Consider the following 18,128-nt stretch of genomic DNA (forward strand, 5'->3'; position numbering starts at 1 on the left):
GTCAGGATAGGTAGCCACATCTTCTATAAGTTTTTGGTTGTCAATTTTTAAGGGACGAAAAACACGTTGCTTGCGCTCAGGGTTTTTCTTCCAACGTTGTATAGTCGCTGGGCTAAGTTGATATTCTGCTGCAAGTTCTCGAAAGCTATCACCTTCCTCAAGCTTGCTTAGTATCATTTGTCTGTAATCTTTTGAGTATGCCATTTGATTAGTGTACTTGTTCTATTTTGCTTTTACTATACCTGATAGTTTATAATGAATGAGCAAATAAAAAACGCCAAGTGTTAAACACTTAGCGTTTTCTTATCAATACGGCTTTAGATTAAAGCAGCTTAGACATTATTTACCGTAAACGCATAAATAGGCTGTTTCTACATCCACTTTTACTTGGAACTTTTGATTGGCCTCAACCGTAAATTGCTCGCCAGCTTTAAAATTCTGCCACTCGTCACTTTCTGGCAGCTTAACGGTCAACGCGCCACTTACCACACTCATAATTTCAAACTCGCTAGTACCAAACTCATACTCGCCAATTTCCATGACGCCGACAGTCGCAGGCTTAGTCGCTGTCTGAAAGGCGATAGAAGTCACTTTATCATCAAAATAATTATTAACGCTTGGCATAATTTTCCTTAATTAAATATTAGTTGCTAGTTTAAAACGGCTTCTTATTTAAAACGGCCTTTTACAGTCCAGCTTTTAAACTCGCTTCAATAAACTGATCAAGGTCACCATCTAGCACCGCCCCAGTGTTAAAGGTCTCAACGCCAGTACGCAAGTCTTTGATACGTGAATCATCAAGTACGTATGAGCGAATTTGACTGCCCCAGCCGACGTCAGACTTACCGTCTTCAACTGCTTGCTGTGATTCCATGCGCTTTTGCATTTCCAGCTCATACAGCTTAGCACGTAGCATTTTCATCGCAGTGGCTTTGTTACCATGTTGACTACGCTCATTCTGACAAGTGACGACCACACCGCTTGGCTCATGGGTAATACGTACCGCAGAATCTGTCGTGTTCACATGCTGACCACCCGCGCCAGATGAGCGATAGGTATCGATACGCAAGTCCGCTGGATTGATATCAATCTCGACATTGTCATCGATTTCAGGTGAGACAAACACCGCAGCAAACGACGTATGACGACCATTATTACTATCAAATGGTGATTTACGTACCAAACGGTGGACACCAATCTCGGTACGCAACCAGCCAAAGGCATAATCGCCCTTAATCTCAATCGTAGCTGACTTAATACCCGCGACGCTACCAGATGACACTTCAATCACGTCAACTTTGAAATTATGCGCCTCTGCCCAGCGTGTATACATACGCAGCAGTATCTCAGCCCAATCCTGTGCTTCTGTACCACCACTACCTGATTGGATATCCAAGTAGCAGTTGTTTGGATCCATCTCACCACTGAACATCCGGCGAAACTCTAAGTCAGCCACACGTTTTTCAGCATTATCCAATTCAGTCTGCACATCAGCGAGCAGTGATTCATCGTCTTCTTCTACCGCCAGCTCTAGCATGGCAGACGCATCTTCTAGCGTAGTTTCAAGTGACACTACCACATCGATGACGCCATCAAGATGGCTTTTTTCTTTGTTAATTTTAGTTGCGCGCTCTGGATCGTTCCATAGCTCGGGGTTTTCTAACTCTAAATTGACTTCTTCTAAGCGCTCTTGCTTACCATCGAAGTCAAAGATACCTCCGCAAGTCCTGCCCACGCTCTGATAAATCTTTAATCTGTTCTTGATACGGATTGATTTCCATAAATGTTCCTGTATATTTCTAATAAAAATAAATAACGAATGTGGCGCTATTTTAAATGAGATTGAGGCTAAATGGTTCGCTAATTATCACTATTGTTAATGTGATGACTATTTTGGCTTAAGCAACCTAAATACTCCAATCCTCTACTGCCCAGCGATGCGCTAAAGCGTGCGCATGCAGTGCATCGTCGGGCGACACACAGATTGCCACATCCGCCCATTCGAGCAACGGAATATCGTTTTTAGAATCTGAATACGCATACGTTTTTTCAAACGTGATGCCAGCGACTTGTTGCTTACTCAGCCATTTATCTAAATGGTATATTTTGCCCGCTTGAAAGTTTGGCTTATCAGCCAGCTTACCTGTATAGCGCTCATCTTTGATCTCTAACGGCGTTGCCAATACATTGGCTTCTACGATGCCAAAGCGTTTGGCAATGGCGGATACCACGAAATCATTGGTCGCAGAAATAATCACCACATCGTGCCCTTGCTCAATGTGCTGACACAACACTTCCATCGCTTTTGGACGGATATGTGGCTCGATTTCGCTTTTGATATAGTCTTCTCTTAGTTCATCAAGTCTATCGAGCGGTAGACTACTCAAAAACTGCGCGACAAATTCATTATACTCTGTGGCATCGAGCGTACCTTCTATATAGTCGTTATAAAATTTCTGGTTGGCCGTGCGGTACTGCGCCTCATCGACAAGGTCATGCTTCACGATATACTCACCCCAGAGATAATCACTATCGACATCGATTAACGTATGGTCTAAATCAAATAACGCCAATGTACGTACGTTGCCTTGTGTATCAGTAAATGCTTTATTCATTTTATAGTCACTCATATTACCTAGCTATTGTTGATTCACTGTTATTGGTTAAAATGGCGATTGACCACACGATACTCATTTAATCTGGCATCGCTATTTCAGTCAGACCTTCCTTATAAGTCTCACAGAGTTCAGCATAGTGGTGTGCTGACATTTTTAGCATGGCGGCTTGCTCATCGGTCAGCGTCTTGACGACTTTTGCAGGCGCGCCCATCACCAGTGAATTGTCTGGAATAATCTGACCTTCAGTAATCAAGGCTTTGGCCCCAATGAGACAGTTTTTGCCGATTTTGGCATTATTAAGTATCACAGCACCAATGCCAATCAAACTGTTATCACCAATATCGCAACCATGTAGCATGGCTAGATGACCAACAGTGACATAATCGCCAATGTTGGCTTCGATGCCTAAATCAGTATGAATAACGCTGTTTTCTTGCACATTGCTATAATCACCAATATGAATGTGACCAACGTCGCCGCGTATCACTGCACCAAACCACACACTGGCTTTATGCCCTAAATATACATCACCGATCACTTGTGCTGAGTCTGCCACCCAACCGTTGAATGGCACTGCAAACTTAGGGGTTTTGTCTAAATATTGATAAATCATAACGATTCCTTGTCATCTTCATTATAGTTATAAAAATTGGGTTTATCGCTGTGCTGTCCATTGTGGCAAAGCCAACTGCGAAAATCCAGCGCTATTAATATACGCTTGATTTCTAATCTGATAAAAGAAGCAGTAATTTATGATTACTTAGGCTATTTACTGATCTGCTATTTACTGATCTATTGTTATAACCTATATAATGACTATTAATCCGAGAAATCGGCTGGCTATAACCGTCTATTTTGTATATAATACGCAAAATCTGTGCTTAAGCGAGCGGACATGATGCAAGTTACCTATTCACTATCTAGTGGGTTTTGTAGTTTTCATCAATAATGTCTTCTCGCTTTTTTGTGGAAAATTTTTGTGTATCGCCCTTTTACTACCTTTATATGACAGCAGTCAAATGCCGTAAATAAAAGGATACGGAGCAATTTTAGACCAACAAAACATGATGGCACTCACCAATAACAGCGGAGGCAATCCTTGAATTCATCGGCAGAAATACAAGCAATTTTGGCACTAGCAGACGGTACAATCTTTCGCGGTGTCAGTATCGGCAGCCTAGGTCATCGTATTGGTGAAGTGGTATTTAACACAGCCATGACAGGGTATCAAGAAATCCTAACCGATCCAAGTTATGCCCGCCAGCTGGTGACTTTGACTTACCCTCATATCGGTAATACAGGCACCAATAGCGAGGATACAGAATCTGGCAACGGTCACAAAGTATGGGCAGACGGCCTTATCATCCGTGATGCGACCATGGCGACCTCTAACTTCCGTAACACAGAATCACTCAGCGACTATTTACAACGTAACGAAACAGTCGCTATCGCTGAGATTGACACCCGTCAATTGACTCGTCTATTACGTGATAAAGGCGCTCAAAATGGCTGTATCATGACCGCCTCTAACGGCGAGACGATCAGCGCTGCTGATGAACAAAAAGCGATTGAGCTAGCCCAAGGGTTTGCAGGCCTAAAAGGCATGGACTTGGCAAAAGAATGCTGTACCAAAGAAAATTTCGAATGGACAGCAGGTACGTGGGATTTGTCAGACACCTTACTCAACCGTGATATCCCTGGTAGTCATGATAGCGGTACTGGCGGCTTCTTTAAGCAACTCGGCACTCACATCGATACTAAATACAACGTCGTCGCTTATGACTTTGGTAGCAAGACCAACATCCTACGCATGCTCGTCGACCGTGGCTGTCACGTAACGGTCGTCCCAGCACAGACCCCTATCGCTGACGTGCTAGCGATGAACCCAGATGGCATCTTCTTATCAAACGGCCCTGGTGATCCTGCAGCTTGTGATTACGCAATCGATGCGGTACGTCACATCATTGAGCAAACTGACGTGCCAACGTTTGGCATCTGCTTAGGTCATCAGCTGATTGGTCTTGCCAGCGGTGCAAATACTATCAAAATGAAAACAGGCCATCATGGTGCCAACCATCCAGTACAGGATTTAGCGACTGGCACGGTGATGATTACCAGTCAGAACCATGGTTTTGCGGTTGATGAAGACACCCTACCTGACAACGTTAAATCTACCCATCGTTCATTATTCGATGGTACCAACCAAGGTATCGAACTGACCGATAAGCCAGTCTTTAGCTTCCAAGGTCACCCAGAAGCCAGCCCTGGTCCACATGACTGTGCGCCATTGTTTGATAAGTTTGCGGATATGATGGAAAAGGCGAAATCGTGAACTTTTTCTCTAGTTTTTTAAGTGAGAAAAATGATACCAAATTAGAAAATGCTTTATCAGATCATAAAGCGTTTTCTAAAAAAATGAGTGATGAGAACAAGCAGAAATTTAAGAAATCATGGAACATTTTTCTAGAAGACTTTCAGACTCAATACTTACGAAAACTATTAAAGCTATCTGCTAAACAACGTTGGTACTTTGCATTCAGTCTTTTAGATGATTTTAATATAAACCTTCCATTTGATTTATTAAAAGATATTGTTTCTGATATTCCAGGAATACATGACAGCACTCTGGACTCAGACATTATTAAAATAATGTTGGAGGATATAGAAATAGCAAGGTATGAATACGGCTTTACTATTAGTGAACTAGGAGAGTTTGCTGAGCTTTTAGCTAAAAACGCTGAGTTATCCCTAGAACAGTCTTCTGACGTCCTTAAACATGTATTAGAAATCGGATTGTCTAACTATTCATACTCATTGGATGAATTTAAAGAGTTCTTAACTTGTTTAGATAGGGCTTTTGAAAAAATTAACGTTAAGTGAAACAGATGCTATTTTCTTAGATAAAACATACTTCTAATGGCATCCACGATCATTAAGCCCGAATTTTTCTATTATTTTTAACTTTTGCTAATAATATAAAACATCTTAAAATCCCAACCCGCCAAAATAGGACTTAAAAATATTATGCCAAAACGTACCGACATAAAAAGCATTCTTATCATTGGCGCAGGCCCTATCGTCATCGGCCAAGCATGTGAGTTTGACTATTCAGGCGCACAGGCGTGTAAAGCACTAAAAGAAGAGGGTTACCGCGTCATCTTGGTCAATTCAAACCCTGCGACCATCATGACTGACCCTGTCATGGCTGACGCGACCTACATCGAGCCGATTACTTGGCAGACTGTTGAACAAATCATTGCCAAAGAGCGTCCAGATGTAATCTTACCAACGATGGGCGGACAGACCGCTCTAAACTGTGCATTAGATCTAGACAAACATGGCGTGTTGACCAAGTATAATTGTGAGTTGATTGGCGCAACCAAAGATTCAATCGAAATGGCAGAAGATCGCAACTTGTTTGATAAAGCCATGAAGCGTATCGGTCTTGAGTGTCCACGTGCTGAAACTGCTGAAACCATGGAAGAAGCGTTTGCTACCCAAGAAAAAATGGGCTACCCATGTATCATTCGTCCATCATTCACGATGGGCGGTTCAGGTGGCGGTATTGCCTATAACCGTGATGAATTCATTGAAATCTGTGAGCGCGGTTTTGACTTGTCTCCAAACCATCAATTGCTTATCGATGAGTCATTAATCGGTTGGAAAGAGTACGAGATGGAAGTGGTTCGTGACAAAAACGACAACTGCATCATCATCTGTGCCATCGAAAACTTTGATCCCATGGGCGTGCACACAGGCGACTCAATCACCGTCGCGCCAGCACAGACCTTGACCGACAAAGAATACCAAATCATGCGTAATGCTTCATTGGCAGTACTGCGTGAGATCGGTGTGGAAACGGGCGGCTCAAACGTACAGTTCGGTATCAACCCTGATACAGGTCGCATGGTCGTCATCGAGATGAACCCACGCGTATCACGTTCATCAGCATTGGCATCAAAAGCCACTGGTTTCCCGATTGCTAAAATCGCGGCAAAACTGGCCATTGGTTATACGCTAGATGAATTGCAAAATGACATCACTGGCGGCAAAACGCCAGCGAGCTTTGAGCCTGCGCTTGATTATGTTGTGACCAAGATACCTCGTTTCAACTTTGAAAAATTCGCTCAAGCTGATAGTGTTTTATCAACGCAGATGAAATCAGTTGGTGAAGTCATGGCGATTGGTCGTAACTTCCAAGAGTCGATGCAAAAAGCACTGCGCGGCATGGAAACTGGCAATGATGGTTTTGATGAGCAGATTGACTTTGCCGCTATCAAAGACGGTAATCTTAGCGCTGAAAAGGCTCGTAGCGAGATCGTTAATCGCCTAACCATTCCAACGCCTGAACGCATTTATTATATTGCGGATGCTTTCCGTATCGGGATGAGTGTCGATGAAGTATTTAACTTCACTAAAATCGATCCATGGTTCTTGGTACAGATCGAAGACATCGTGAAAGCTGAAGCACAAGTTAAAGACTTGGGTTTTGGCGGTTTAACTGAAGACAACCTACGTCGCTTTAAACGTAAAGGCTTGTCAGATTTGCGTTTGGCCAAATTACTTGGTGTCTCACAAAAGCAACTACGCACGAAACGTTGGGATCTAAACGTCTATCCAGTCTATAAGCGTGTGGATACCTGTGCAGCAGAGTTTGCCACCAGTACCGCTTATATGTACTCAACGTATGACAGCGAGTGTGAAGCCAACCCAACCAACAACAAGAAAATCATGGTCATCGGTGGCGGTCCTAACCGTATCGGTCAAGGTATCGAGTTTGATTACTGTTGTGTTCACGCCGCGCTTGCCATGCGTGAAGACGGCTACGAGACCATCATGGTCAACTGTAATCCAGAAACGGTTTCAACCGATTATGACACCTCAGACCGTCTATACTTTGAGCCTATCACATTAGAGGACGTGCTAGAGATTGTCCGTATCGAAAATCCTGATGGTGTTATCGTACAGTTCGGTGGTCAAACGCCATTGAAACTGGCTCGTGCGCTAGAGTCAGCAGGCGTGAAAATTATCGGTACTAGCCCTGATGCAATCGACCGTGCCGAAGACCGTGAGCGCTTCCAGCACATGATTCAGCAGCTAAACCTAGTACAACCATCGAACGCACTAGCAACCAGCTTAGAAGACGGCGTGGTTAAAGCTAAAGACGTGGGCTATCCATTGGTCGTACGTCCCTCTTATGTGCTCGGTGGCCGCGCGATGGAAATCGTCTATAACGAAGACGAGCTAAGACATTACCTGCGCACCGCGGTACAAGCATCAAACGAAGCACCTGTATTGCTAGATCGCTTCTTAGATGATGCTATCGAAGTCGATGTTGACTGCGTCTGCGATGGCACTGATGTCGTCATCGGCGGTATCATGCAGCATATCGAACAAGCTGGCGTCCACTCAGGTGACTCAGCATGCTCACTACCGCCTTACTCACTATCTAAAGAGCTATGTGATGTGATGCGCGCGCAAACGGTCGCTATGGCAAAAGAGCTTGGCGTGATCGGTCTGATGAACGTACAGTTCGCTGTAAAAGGTGAAACCGTATATATTCTGGAAGTGAACCCACGTGCCGCACGTACGGTACCGTTTGTTTCTAAGTGTATCGGTACTTCATTAGCACAGGTTGCGGCTCGCTGTATGGCTGGCACATCATTAAAAGACCAAGGCTTTACCACTGAAATCGTTCCAGCATTTTTTGCGGTCAAAGAAGCGGTATTCCCATTTGCTAAGTTCCCAGGTGTTGACCCAATCTTGAGCCCTGAGATGAAATCAACGGGCGAAGTCATGGGCGTGGGCAAAACCTTTGGTGAAGCGTTCTATAAAGCCATCATCGGTAGTAACGAACGTCTACCAGGTCTACCAATCGAAGGCGAGACCAAAACCGTCTTTATCTCAGTACGTGATAGTGACAAAGCGCAAATCACTCCTATCGCTCGTCAGCTTGTAGCGTTTGGCTTTAAGATTGTCTCAACCACTGGCACGCAAAAAATATTGAGCGATGCTGGTATCGAATGTAAGCAAATCAATAAAGTCACCGAAGGTCGCCCTCATATCGTTGACGCCTTGAAAAATGGCAATATTGACCTTATCATCAATACCACTGAAGGCAAACAGGCTCAAGAGGATTCGTTCTCTATCCGCCGCAGTGCGCTACAAGGCAAAGTATTTTATGTCACCACATTAGGTGCCGCTGATGCCATCTGCAAATCTTATGCGATTGACTTGCCGTTTGAAGTGTATAAGCTACAAGATTTACATGAGCAAGCAAAGACTATTGCTTAGCTCTATTGACTTGGCTGAATAATTTCAGTAGATTAAGCATAACAGTCAAACTTACGTAAAAGCTTATGCAGAATTTGTGATTGGTTTTCGTATGACAGTAGTGCTTTAACACAACCATACCTTGAAAAGATAGACCCAAAAAGCATAGTGGCTAAACTGCGACTATGCTTTTTATTACGTAAGGTTAAGTGTGTAGTAATTGAGGACAAATACACTCATACGTGACCACCTGTTTGCTTGTTACGCAGTCTGAACGTCACTCTTTTTTATATTTCATACCCATTGCAACAACACTGACACCATCTCATCATGAGGTGGTGTGGTGTTATTGGTTTAAGGAAAAAACATGCAACGTTACCCAATGACTCCGCAAGGACATGCGGCTCTAGAAGCCGAATTAAAACAGTTAAAAAGTATCGATCGTCCACGCATCACGGCTTCTATTGCTGAGGCACGCGAACACGGCGATTTGAAAGAAAACGCTGAATACCATGCTGCTCGTGAGCAACAAGGATTTTGTGAAGCACGTATTCGTGATATCGAAGCCAAACTTGGTGGCGCGCAAGTCATCGATCCTGCCACTTTGCCAAAAGAAGGCCGTATCGTGTTTGGCGTCAGTGTCGTGATCGAAAACATGGACACTGAGGAAGAAAAACAGTACAAAATCGTCGGTGATGATGAGGCTGATTTCAAAGCGGGTAAAATCTCAGTCAACTCACCGATCGCTCGTGGTCTGATTGGTAAGTTCGAAGGCGACGAAGTACGCATCGAAACACCAAAAGGCGTGGTTGAATACGAAGTCATGAAAGTCATATACGACTAGGGCGTGTCTTCATTTTGAGCCTCACAATCTAATTGATATAGTTAGTGGTCTTAAAACGGCTGAATGATTGACCTTGGCTATTACAAATACTGATACCCTCGTTATTTGACATGCGCTATAGTGTCAAATAACGAGGGTTTTTTGTTTGAGTGTTATCTAGGGCGTGTCATCAATTAGCACATTAATAAATTTAGTGGCCTTAAAATGGCTAAATTTTGCTAAACATCGTCAGCAATTTTGCCAATATGTTCATATTGACGGCAATTTCTTCCTTGTTTATCTATAATTTTTCTCATTTTAAGCCTCACAATCTAATTGATGACACGCCCTAATATTGCTTCATTTATTATTACTTTAAAGGAATTTTTTATGAATATGGATTTTACAACATCGATGCTTATCACCAAAAAAATTGCGGTTCAAAAAACATCAATGGTCACTGCTATCGCTTCGATTATCGCAGGCAGCTTACTTGCCGTATCCTCAGCCCATGCTACGCATGAGATTGTCATCAACTCATCTGCTGACAGTAGCGCCACTGTGGTCGAGCAACACTCTGACGGCAACACAGCCACTATCACTGCGACGCCGAACGGTATCACTATGCAAGACGGTATGCCTTATGCGGTGACTAAAGTGACGACTGTGCCTCGCTATGTGGTTCGCCAAGGTGGCAATAACCCTGTGGTTCAAGGCAACACCACTATCACTAGCGTGCCTGTGACGGATCAAGCGACCAATACAGTCACCAAAGTTGATGTTATCACTACACCACTCAGCAACATAAGACAAGTACTGCCTGTCGCGCCAGCCACTCAATTGCCAGAGCTGAAAGCATCAGCGCCAGAAACCATTCAAGTAATGACTAGCTCATCGGTGGTTAATCAATCGGTGGTTAATCAATCGGTGGTTAATCAGTCCGTGCTTAGCCAATCCATGATTAATCAATCCGTTATTCTCCCAACCTTCGTCGATCAGAAAGCCACGGCAACGTCTCTAACAGCCTTGCAACTGACGCCAACCTTTAGCACGCCTGATATTATCACCGCACAAACCAAAGTCATGAAGATATTAAAAAATAAAGAAGGGCGTGAGATGGCAGTACCTGCCAATCATATCGCTCAAGGTGATGTCATTGAGTATCATACGACTTATACCAATATCACCGCGCAGCCAGTGACTGGCATCAATGCGATGGTGTCATTACCAAGTGGCATTCAATTGGTATCACTGAACAGTCTGTTACCCACGCTTGCCACCACGGACGGCAACAGCTATCAAACCATTCAGCCAATGAGTAATAGCATAGCCACTCAAGCGAACTACTCTGGTCTGAAATGGAACTTGATTAACCTTGATGCCAATGCAGTAGAAACTGTGGTGATACGCGCTAAGGTTCAATAAAAACTAGATTGTAGAGTATGGTTGTTTAATAAATTTCATGAGGTCTTGCTGGCTAATTCTCTAGTCAGCAAGACCTTTTTTTAAATTGCCAAGTTTTCAATCATTGAGGAAGATAAATGATGAGCATACTGTCCATTAAAATACTCCTATTCCTCATTATTCCTGTAGGCATATTCACGGTATTCAAAGCGATAAAACTGCTGAGAAATGCATTCAATGGTGACGTATTATTAGCACTGCCCTACCATGATAACGTGGGTAATTTCACTGTCTCGAAATCTGGTATTTATGCCATTTGGCACAAAGGCCCTGTGTTTAAAAAAACGCCACTGGCTCAGTTCCGACCTCATATCTCAAGTACAGCTACTGGCAAAGAGATTAAGCTTAATCCCTCAATACTGTCTCCACGCTCAAATAATTTTGCCACTGGCAGAATGGAGCTTTTCACCTTTCGGGCGGAAGCTGGCCATTACGAATTAAAGCTAGTATCAGGGTCAAGCACCTCAAGACTGCAAGCAACTATGGGTCATGCTATACCTTTAGCAGATATTGATTTAAGCCTCTATTCTATCGAGGTTAAAGAGAGCCAATCACAGATACGAACGATACTGGCTATCCCCCTTCTATTGCTTGGTATTTTGGGTATTGTAGGTAGCTTGGTGCTTGGATTATTGGCCGAACAATTTTTTGTATAAACCATAACTGGCTTATATACCGTAGGTACATTGTCACGCTCACTCAGCCTACTATTCGTAATACTTGCTCTCACCTTTATCATTTCTTAAAAACCAACCTTTTGCTATAGTGCCTTTAATTCAAAACAAATATTCGGTTATTACCAGCATGTACAACTTCACCTCTCTCTCTTCATTGGCTTTGATTATTTTCGGCTGTATTTTAAGCGCTACATCTTGGGCTAAATCTGCCGAAGCAGAATTTGACGATCGCTTTTATATGTCGAAAATTTGTACTGCGTATATGAGTAAAGAAGATCATGGATATTGTGATGATGGTTATGTTCTTAAAAGCGAAACCTTGGAAGGCGGTCAAGTAAAAGAAACTCTGCTTATGGACGGAATCGGTAACTACGGCTGGAATCATACCTCGCTTAAAAAAATCGATAAAGATACTTATCATGTTTACGTTGGCTGTGGCAATCCATGCGGTGCCAATATGTTATTTGGGCGTGGCGATAAAGAGCAGTACTTTGGTCGTTATTTCAACTTTGATCTAAATAGTCAATGTAGCGTTGCATATAACCACGACAAACAGTTATGGACGGCTAGCCGATTTTTTTCAGATAAAGAAATTGCTTTACCTTTCACCTATGATCCTGATGCTTTTGCGGCTTACCCCAAGTACAATGTTGAGTTTGATAAAAAAGGACGTCTTATTGTCAAAGAATACTTCTCAGAAGAAGTGGTTCAAACTTTGCCTAATCCTTGTACTTTTCGTTAACCCTAAAAACACATGAAATTGATAATCACAGGCGACAACCGTTGTCGTTTACCTTCTTAATTTTGGCTATAATTACAATGACTTAACGCTAATTTTGTTAAAATAGTCTTTCATTAATGCATTGGTAAATACCGCTTATGGCAACCATCAATTATGAACGACTACAGGGCAAACTCAACATCTTAGCGGACGCTGCTAAGTATGACGTTTCTTGCTCCTCTTCCGCTGGTACACGCAAGAACCAAGGCGGCGGTCTCGGTGATGCCTCAGCGACAGGTATCTGTCACAGCTATACCGAAGATGGCCGCTGCGTCAGCTTGTTAAAAATCCTCTTAACCAATCATTGTATTTATGATTGTGCTTATTGTACGTCACGCAAAAGCAATGACACCCCACGTGCCGCCTTTAGCGTCGAGGAAGTCGTTGATTTGACCATGCAGTTCTATCGTCGCAACTATATCGAAGGGCTTTTTCTCAGCTCAGGTATTTTTAAAAGTGGTGATTATACGATGGAGCGACTGGTCGAGGTCGCTAAGATATTACGTACCCGCGAACGCTTTAACGGTTATATCCACTTAAAGACCATACCCGGCGCCTCAAAAGAGCTGTTGCTAGAAGCAGGGCTTTACGCTGACCGCCTAAGCGTCAATATTGAGATTCCGACCAAATCAGGATTGGCATTGCTCGCGCCAGAAAAATCGCATGAGCAATTAAAAGCACCCATGGAAACGGTAAAAGAAGAGATTATCACCATCCGTGAGAGCCGTAGAACCCATAAAAAAGCACCTAAATTCACGCCAGCTGGTCAAACCAGTCAAATGATAGTGGGCGCCAGTAATGAGACCGACTTGCAAGTGATTCAGCTATCGAGCCATTTCTATAAAACTTATGATCTCAAGCGTGTTTACTACTCTGGTTATGTACCGATGCTATCTGATAATCGCTTACCTGCGATTGGTACGCCTGTGCCGATGGTGCGAGAGAATCGTCTCTATCAAGCAGATTGGTTAATGCGCTTTTATGGGTTTGGTGCACATGAAATCGTTGAGCCAGACTCACCGTTTTTAGATTTGGACTGTGACCCAAAACTGGCTTGGGCCATACGCCATCGCGAGCACTTTCCTGTCAATATTCAAACCGCAACGTACGAGATGATTGTTCGTATACCCGGTATTGGTACCAAGACTGCTAAAAAAATCGTCAAAGCACGTAAGTTTAATCAATTAACCTTATATCATCTCAAAAAGATGGGATCGGCCGTCAATCGTGCCAAATACTTCATCGCAACGACGGGTAAAAACGAGCATCTTGCCCACTTAACCCGTGATAACTTCCGTCAATATGTACTGGCACAGACGCAGACCAAGTTTAAAGATCAGCGTAGCGGGCAGCTGGCCTTATTTTAAATGTAAGAATAAAGTTTATTCGTAAAATTGATTCTTAAAATAAGCCACTACACGTCAACTGTTTTCTGAGGGCAGATATGTCAGCACTTACTCAAAACAAAACTTACTCTATCGGTCAATTAACGCCTAGCATTGTGCTTTATGAGCCAAGTTTTGAGGGTTGGTTGAGTGCGGTCTATCATGCCTATGAGCATAAACTACAACACGATTCCGCATTACAGCTCATAGCACAAGATTGTTACGTACCTTCATTGATTGCTCAAGCAACCAGCGTGACAACTGATGAAGACAAAGCCGAGCGTGTCCTCACAAAACTGAATAAGCTATTGGGGCGCTCAGGTATGCGCAATATGCTGTGGGGATTTTTATCTGAAAAGGATAATATCGGTACTACTCTGTTTCAAGTAGTTAAATACGCCATCGACTACCCTAGCCGTTCTATTATGCAAGATATGGGTAATTTAGAGGTCCTTGAGTTGGTGCAGACGGTCAAATCTGTGGGTCGTGAAAAGCACCGCATGGAGGCATTTGTGCGTTTTGAGCATACCACTGATGATATATATTTTGCGCGGGTGGAGCCTGATTTTAATGTATTACCACTGATTGGTGAGCACTTTCGTCAGCGTTATCAAGACCAGCACTGGGCCATCTACGATCTGACCCGTGGTTACGGCATTTATTATGATAAGAGTACCAGCACACCTACGCGTCCTGCTACACTGCAAACCATTACTGACCTTGATAATGCGGTATTGCGTAATCCTACCAGTATCCATAGCGAGGACGAACAGCGTTACCAGAAGTTTTGGCAAGGATACTTCACCAACGTCAATATCAAAGAGCGCAAAAACCCTAAGTTGCATAAGCAATACCTTCCGCAGCGCTACTGGAAATATTTGAGTGAAAAACAAATACGGCCCAACGCTGAGCATATACAAAAACGACGTTAATGGCTTTTACGAACTTTTAATCTGGGCCGTGTTGATTTACTTTCAAAAAACCCAATATCTAAGCGCATCTTTTTATCTTGATGGTTGAGTTTTAATCGCTTTTAACTGACAATAGCAAATTGATATTATTAACCGGTGACCAACGCTATTATGAAAGTTATGCGCTTACTGTCGTCTTTAAAGCATGATGAATCCGAGCGCGGTATTTTTCATCTTGGTCGCGCATTGGTCAAAAATGGACATACCTCTATCATTGTCTCCAGTGCCGATGAGGACAATGATCTGGTCAAGCGACTAAAGCGTGATGGCAATATATACCATCAGCTACACATGAATAAAAAATCTTGGCTATCGTTACTGCAAGTTGCGTCGCTGCGACGTCTGATTGAAAAATACGATCCTGACGTGATTCATGTGCACTCGCGCACACCTGCATGGATACTACATTTGGCATTGCGTCGTGCTCGTGTCAAACGAATGCCCAAGCTCGTGTCGACCATGTATGGTTTTTATCCCATCAACAAGTACTCACAAGCACTGCTCAATGTCGATACGATAATCACCGTATCTGATAGTGTCACTCAATATCTAAAAAAAGGACTGCGCCTCGAAGAGGTCGATCCCAACATAATCACGCGCATCTATCGCGGCATCGACACTCGGCGCTATCCTTATCGTCACAACCCTTCGGTCTATTGGTTACGTCATACGTTTGCTGAATACCCCGAGCTTGAGCACAAAAAATGGCTAGTGTTCCCCACCATCATTGGTAATGAATATGGTCAAGAATGGCTCATTGATATTTTGGGCAATCTGAAAGAACAATTCCCAAATATTCACGTCATCATTATGGATGAAGATTATAAAGATGGTGATGTCGCTCATGAGGATTTTCGTCAACGCACCAATAGCCTAGGGCTGGCTGAGCACATCACCTATGTGGGCAGCAAGCGCAATGATATGCGTGAGTGGCTATCGGCGGCCAATATCGTGATGGCGCTTGCCAATGAGCCCGAGTCAATCGGCATCAACGCACTACAAGCCATACATTTAGGGACACCCGTCATTGGTTGGGATCAAGCCGCCTTCAGCGAGATTTTGCAGCCGCTCTACCCGCAGGGCTTGGTAAAAAAATACAATGCCACTGCGCTATGTAAAGCGGTCAGAAACCAGCTAGAAAGTGTGACTCGTCCTGAAATGACCAACAAATTCACCATGCGTGAGATGATTGAAAAAACGCTCGAAGTGTATCAAGGTTTACATGTAGCAGCGCTGGCAGAAGAACAGGCAAGAGCGGATGCTATCGCGGTGCGGCGAATCCAAAAAAGCCTCAAAAAAGCGTCCAAACCTGCCCTTAGCGTCGCCGTCAAAAACATCGAACCTATTACTAAAAATCCAAAAATAAAGCTGACCAAAGAAACGCCTAAAATAGCGGATACAGTAGATACGGTAAAGACAACTGAAGATTACCAAGAACCATAAGCTAAGCGTTTCATTTGATACATGATTTTTCAATCGAAAAAAAAGGCGACTTCTAAAATGGAAGTCGCCTTTTTATTTATTCAATCATCACGATGCAATACCAAAAATTCTAGCCTAGATTTAATAAGTGGTTGGTGTATGGGCGCTCACAATACGGGTCACGCTGTCGGTGGGGTTAATAAAAGTATGCGGTTGAATGGTATCAATCACGTAGCTGTCGCCCTGATTTAACAAATAAGTGCTTTCTTCAATACGGATAATAATCTTACCTTCGATAACCGTACCAATTTCCTCCCCTTCATGAGCGATTTTTTCTTCGGTTGAGCTATTGGGCTGATAGGTCTCAATCAAAAACCCTAAGTTTCTTGTCGTGCTACAGTTATAGACCTGCTTTAACGACACTCTGCTATTGGGCTCATTGAGCTCTAATAAATCTTTTGGTGTCACAATCACTCTAGCCTTTGGCTCCTTCCACTCGTCACTAAAAAACGTGGTCAGGTCAGAACCCAATACTGTCAAAATTGCCTTTAACGTATTGACCGCTGGACTGACTTTATTGCGTTCAATAGAGCTAATAGATGTGTTCGTCAACCCAGACATTTTGGCCAGTTTTCGTTGCGAGTAACCTTTTGCTAGACGCAGCTGGTTAATCTTTTTGCCAATATCCTCTTTTAGTGATTCATCGGTTTCGGACTCGGATGATGGTGCTGTCTCAGAGTCCATCAATTCATCGTCACTATCGTCTATTTCAATATCGATATCAGCGACGTTTTTGTCATCGACGTCATCTATATCAATGTGGTTATCAGTCATAGTGGCAGCAGTTTCTGCCTTACTTTTAGTCGTGCTATTTGGTTTGTGGTTCTCTGGCATGGTGAATAAATTCCGTGAATAGAAATTTGGACAAGCTATCTTGCGCATAATTTAACTCAGGATGCCATTGTACACCAATCATAAATGGATGTTGCAATAAGCTGATAGCCTCAACCAAGCCATCAGGCGCTAACGCCTCAACCAATAAACTCTCGCCTACCTTATTGATGGCTTGTTTGTGCAATGAGTTGACATGCCATTTTTCACCGAATGCTGCCAGTCTACCTTGAGGTTGAATGATGACATCATGTACGGGCTGATATTGCACCTCAAGCGGTTGGGTATTGTCTTCTAAATGCGGCTCATAAAACCCATCAACATCACGCCAATCAGGATGCAGCGTGCCATTGAAATGAACATTCATCTCTTGCAGGCCTCGACAAACTGCAAATAGCGGCATGTTTTTTTCGTCTGCATAAGCCAATAATTTGAAGCTCAGCTCATCACGGCCTAGATCTTGTTTGGCTTCGGTATGCGTTGCGCCATAACGAGTGGGCGCGACGTTACTATAGCTGCCCGTCAATAAAATCCCGTCTACCATTGAGAGTAATGCATCAAAGTTTTCGCTATCGGCAGCCGTATTTGGCAGCAGTATAGGATTGCCGCCGTAAAAATTTACCGCGTCGATGTATTTTTGATATACCGCCTGTGCTGGCTGTCCGTCAACCATCTTATGACAAGACACAATAGCAATAATAGGTCTGGAATTTTTCATATCATTCTCCCTCGTTATAACAAATAGACCTAGGCTGTCTATATTGTCTAATCCCTTATTTAGCTAAAATTTAACACAACACCTTATAAAATGTAAACTATAAAC

17 protein-coding genes are annotated in these 18,128 nt (G+C 43.2%); 10 read left to right on the forward strand and 7 right to left on the reverse strand.

Translation table 11 applies throughout. The annotated features are described in order from the left end of the window. From QL982_RS12170 to QL982_RS12190, 5 genes are all read right to left on the reverse strand, one after another. Positions 1 to 204, reverse strand: a 204-nt coding sequence (locus QL982_RS12170) for an IS630 transposase-related protein (protein WP_290190344.1), incomplete at its 3' end; no start/stop codon positions are given. Positions 205 to 339: 135 nt separating this feature from the next. Then, on the reverse strand, positions 340 to 624 hold the full coding sequence (locus tag QL982_RS12175) for a pyrimidine/purine nucleoside phosphorylase (RefSeq protein ID WP_290165227.1): 285 nt from the start codon (positions 622 to 624) through the stop codon (positions 340 to 342). Positions 625 to 685: 61 nt separating this feature from the next. Then, positions 686 to 1,781, reverse strand: a protein-coding gene (gene prfB, locus QL982_RS12180) for a peptide chain release factor 2 (RefSeq protein WP_290190345.1) whose coding sequence is annotated in 2 segments (ribosomal slippage) — positions 686 to 1,708 and positions 1,710 to 1,781 — 1,095 coding nt in all. Because the reading frame shifts where the segments join, the coding sequence is not laid out codon by codon here. 126 nt (positions 1,782 to 1,907) lie between these two features. Beyond that, positions 1,908 to 2,630 (reverse strand): HAD family hydrolase, encoded by a 723-nt coding sequence (locus QL982_RS12185; RefSeq protein ID WP_290165225.1) that lies wholly within the window; start codon positions 2,628 to 2,630, stop codon positions 1,908 to 1,910. A 64-nt stretch (positions 2,631 to 2,694) separates the two neighbouring features. Then, positions 2,695 to 3,231: a gamma carbonic anhydrase family protein gene (locus QL982_RS12190; protein ID WP_290165223.1), complete on the reverse strand. Its 537-nt coding sequence runs from the start codon at positions 3,229 to 3,231 to the stop codon at positions 2,695 to 2,697. Between the two features lie 486 nt (positions 3,232 to 3,717). Between QL982_RS12190 and carA the strand changes: the two genes are divergently transcribed. From carA to QL982_RS12240, 10 genes are all read left to right on the forward strand, one after another. Next, complete coding sequence (gene carA / locus QL982_RS12195) at positions 3,718 to 4,950, forward strand: glutamine-hydrolyzing carbamoyl-phosphate synthase small subunit (RefSeq protein WP_290165221.1); 1,233 nt, start codon at positions 3,718 to 3,720, stop codon at positions 4,948 to 4,950. Further along, positions 4,947 to 5,498: a hypothetical protein gene (locus QL982_RS12200; protein ID WP_290165219.1), complete on the forward strand. Its 552-nt coding sequence runs from the start codon at positions 4,947 to 4,949 to the stop codon at positions 5,496 to 5,498. Before carA ends, QL982_RS12200 begins: the two co-directional genes overlap by 4 nt. Positions 5,499 to 5,642: 144 nt before the next feature. Further along, the gene (gene carB / locus QL982_RS12205) at positions 5,643 to 8,912 is read left to right on the forward strand and encodes a carbamoyl-phosphate synthase large subunit (RefSeq protein ID WP_290165217.1); all 3,270 of its coding nucleotides are present in this window, start codon (positions 5,643 to 5,645) and stop codon (positions 8,910 to 8,912) included. Positions 8,913 to 9,258: 346 nt separating this feature from the next. After that, positions 9,259 to 9,735, forward strand: a complete 477-nt coding sequence (greA, locus tag QL982_RS12210; protein ID WP_290165215.1) for a transcription elongation factor GreA — start codon at positions 9,259 to 9,261, stop codon at positions 9,733 to 9,735. 369 nt (positions 9,736 to 10,104) lie between these two features. Continuing rightward, positions 10,105 to 11,139, forward strand: coding sequence for a hypothetical protein (locus QL982_RS12215; RefSeq protein ID WP_290190346.1), 1,035 nt, complete (start codon positions 10,105 to 10,107; stop codon positions 11,137 to 11,139). Between the two features lie 119 nt (positions 11,140 to 11,258). Then, the gene (locus QL982_RS12220) at positions 11,259 to 11,834 is read left to right on the forward strand and encodes a hypothetical protein (protein ID WP_290190347.1); all 576 of its coding nucleotides are present in this window, start codon (positions 11,259 to 11,261) and stop codon (positions 11,832 to 11,834) included. Positions 11,835 to 11,982: 148 nt separating this feature from the next. Next, positions 11,983 to 12,597 carry a hypothetical protein gene (locus tag QL982_RS12225; RefSeq protein ID WP_290165452.1) on the forward strand — a complete coding sequence of 205 codons (615 nt, stop codon included), beginning with the start codon at positions 11,983 to 11,985 and terminating at the stop codon, positions 12,595 to 12,597. A gap of 137 nt (positions 12,598 to 12,734) precedes the next feature. Beyond that, positions 12,735 to 14,003, forward strand: a complete 1,269-nt coding sequence (locus QL982_RS12230) for a putative DNA modification/repair radical SAM protein (protein ID WP_290165455.1) — start codon at positions 12,735 to 12,737, stop codon at positions 14,001 to 14,003. Positions 14,004 to 14,080: 77 nt separating this feature from the next. Further along, positions 14,081 to 14,953, forward strand: a complete 873-nt coding sequence (locus QL982_RS12235; protein WP_290165457.1) for a TIGR03915 family putative DNA repair protein — start codon at positions 14,081 to 14,083, stop codon at positions 14,951 to 14,953. Positions 14,954 to 15,103: 150 nt separating this feature from the next. Next, complete coding sequence (locus QL982_RS12240) at positions 15,104 to 16,435, forward strand: glycosyltransferase (protein ID WP_290165459.1); 1,332 nt, start codon at positions 15,104 to 15,106, stop codon at positions 16,433 to 16,435. A gap of 120 nt (positions 16,436 to 16,555) precedes the next feature. Here the strand turns inward: QL982_RS12240 and QL982_RS12245 are convergent, their stop codons facing one another. Then, positions 16,556 to 17,308 (reverse strand): cupin domain-containing protein, encoded by a 753-nt coding sequence (locus QL982_RS12245; RefSeq protein WP_290165461.1) that lies wholly within the window; start codon positions 17,306 to 17,308, stop codon positions 16,556 to 16,558. Further along, the gene (locus QL982_RS12250) at positions 17,283 to 18,023 is read right to left on the reverse strand and encodes a gamma-glutamyl-gamma-aminobutyrate hydrolase family protein (RefSeq protein ID WP_290165463.1); all 741 of its coding nucleotides are present in this window, start codon (positions 18,021 to 18,023) and stop codon (positions 17,283 to 17,285) included. Before QL982_RS12250 ends, QL982_RS12245 begins: the two co-directional genes overlap by 26 nt. Between the last annotated feature and the right edge of the window lie 105 nt (positions 18,024 to 18,128).

The sequence above is a fragment of the Psychrobacter sp. 5A.1 genome (genome assembly GCF_030407455.1).
Classification (GTDB): Bacteria; Pseudomonadota; Gammaproteobacteria; order Pseudomonadales; family Moraxellaceae; genus Psychrobacter.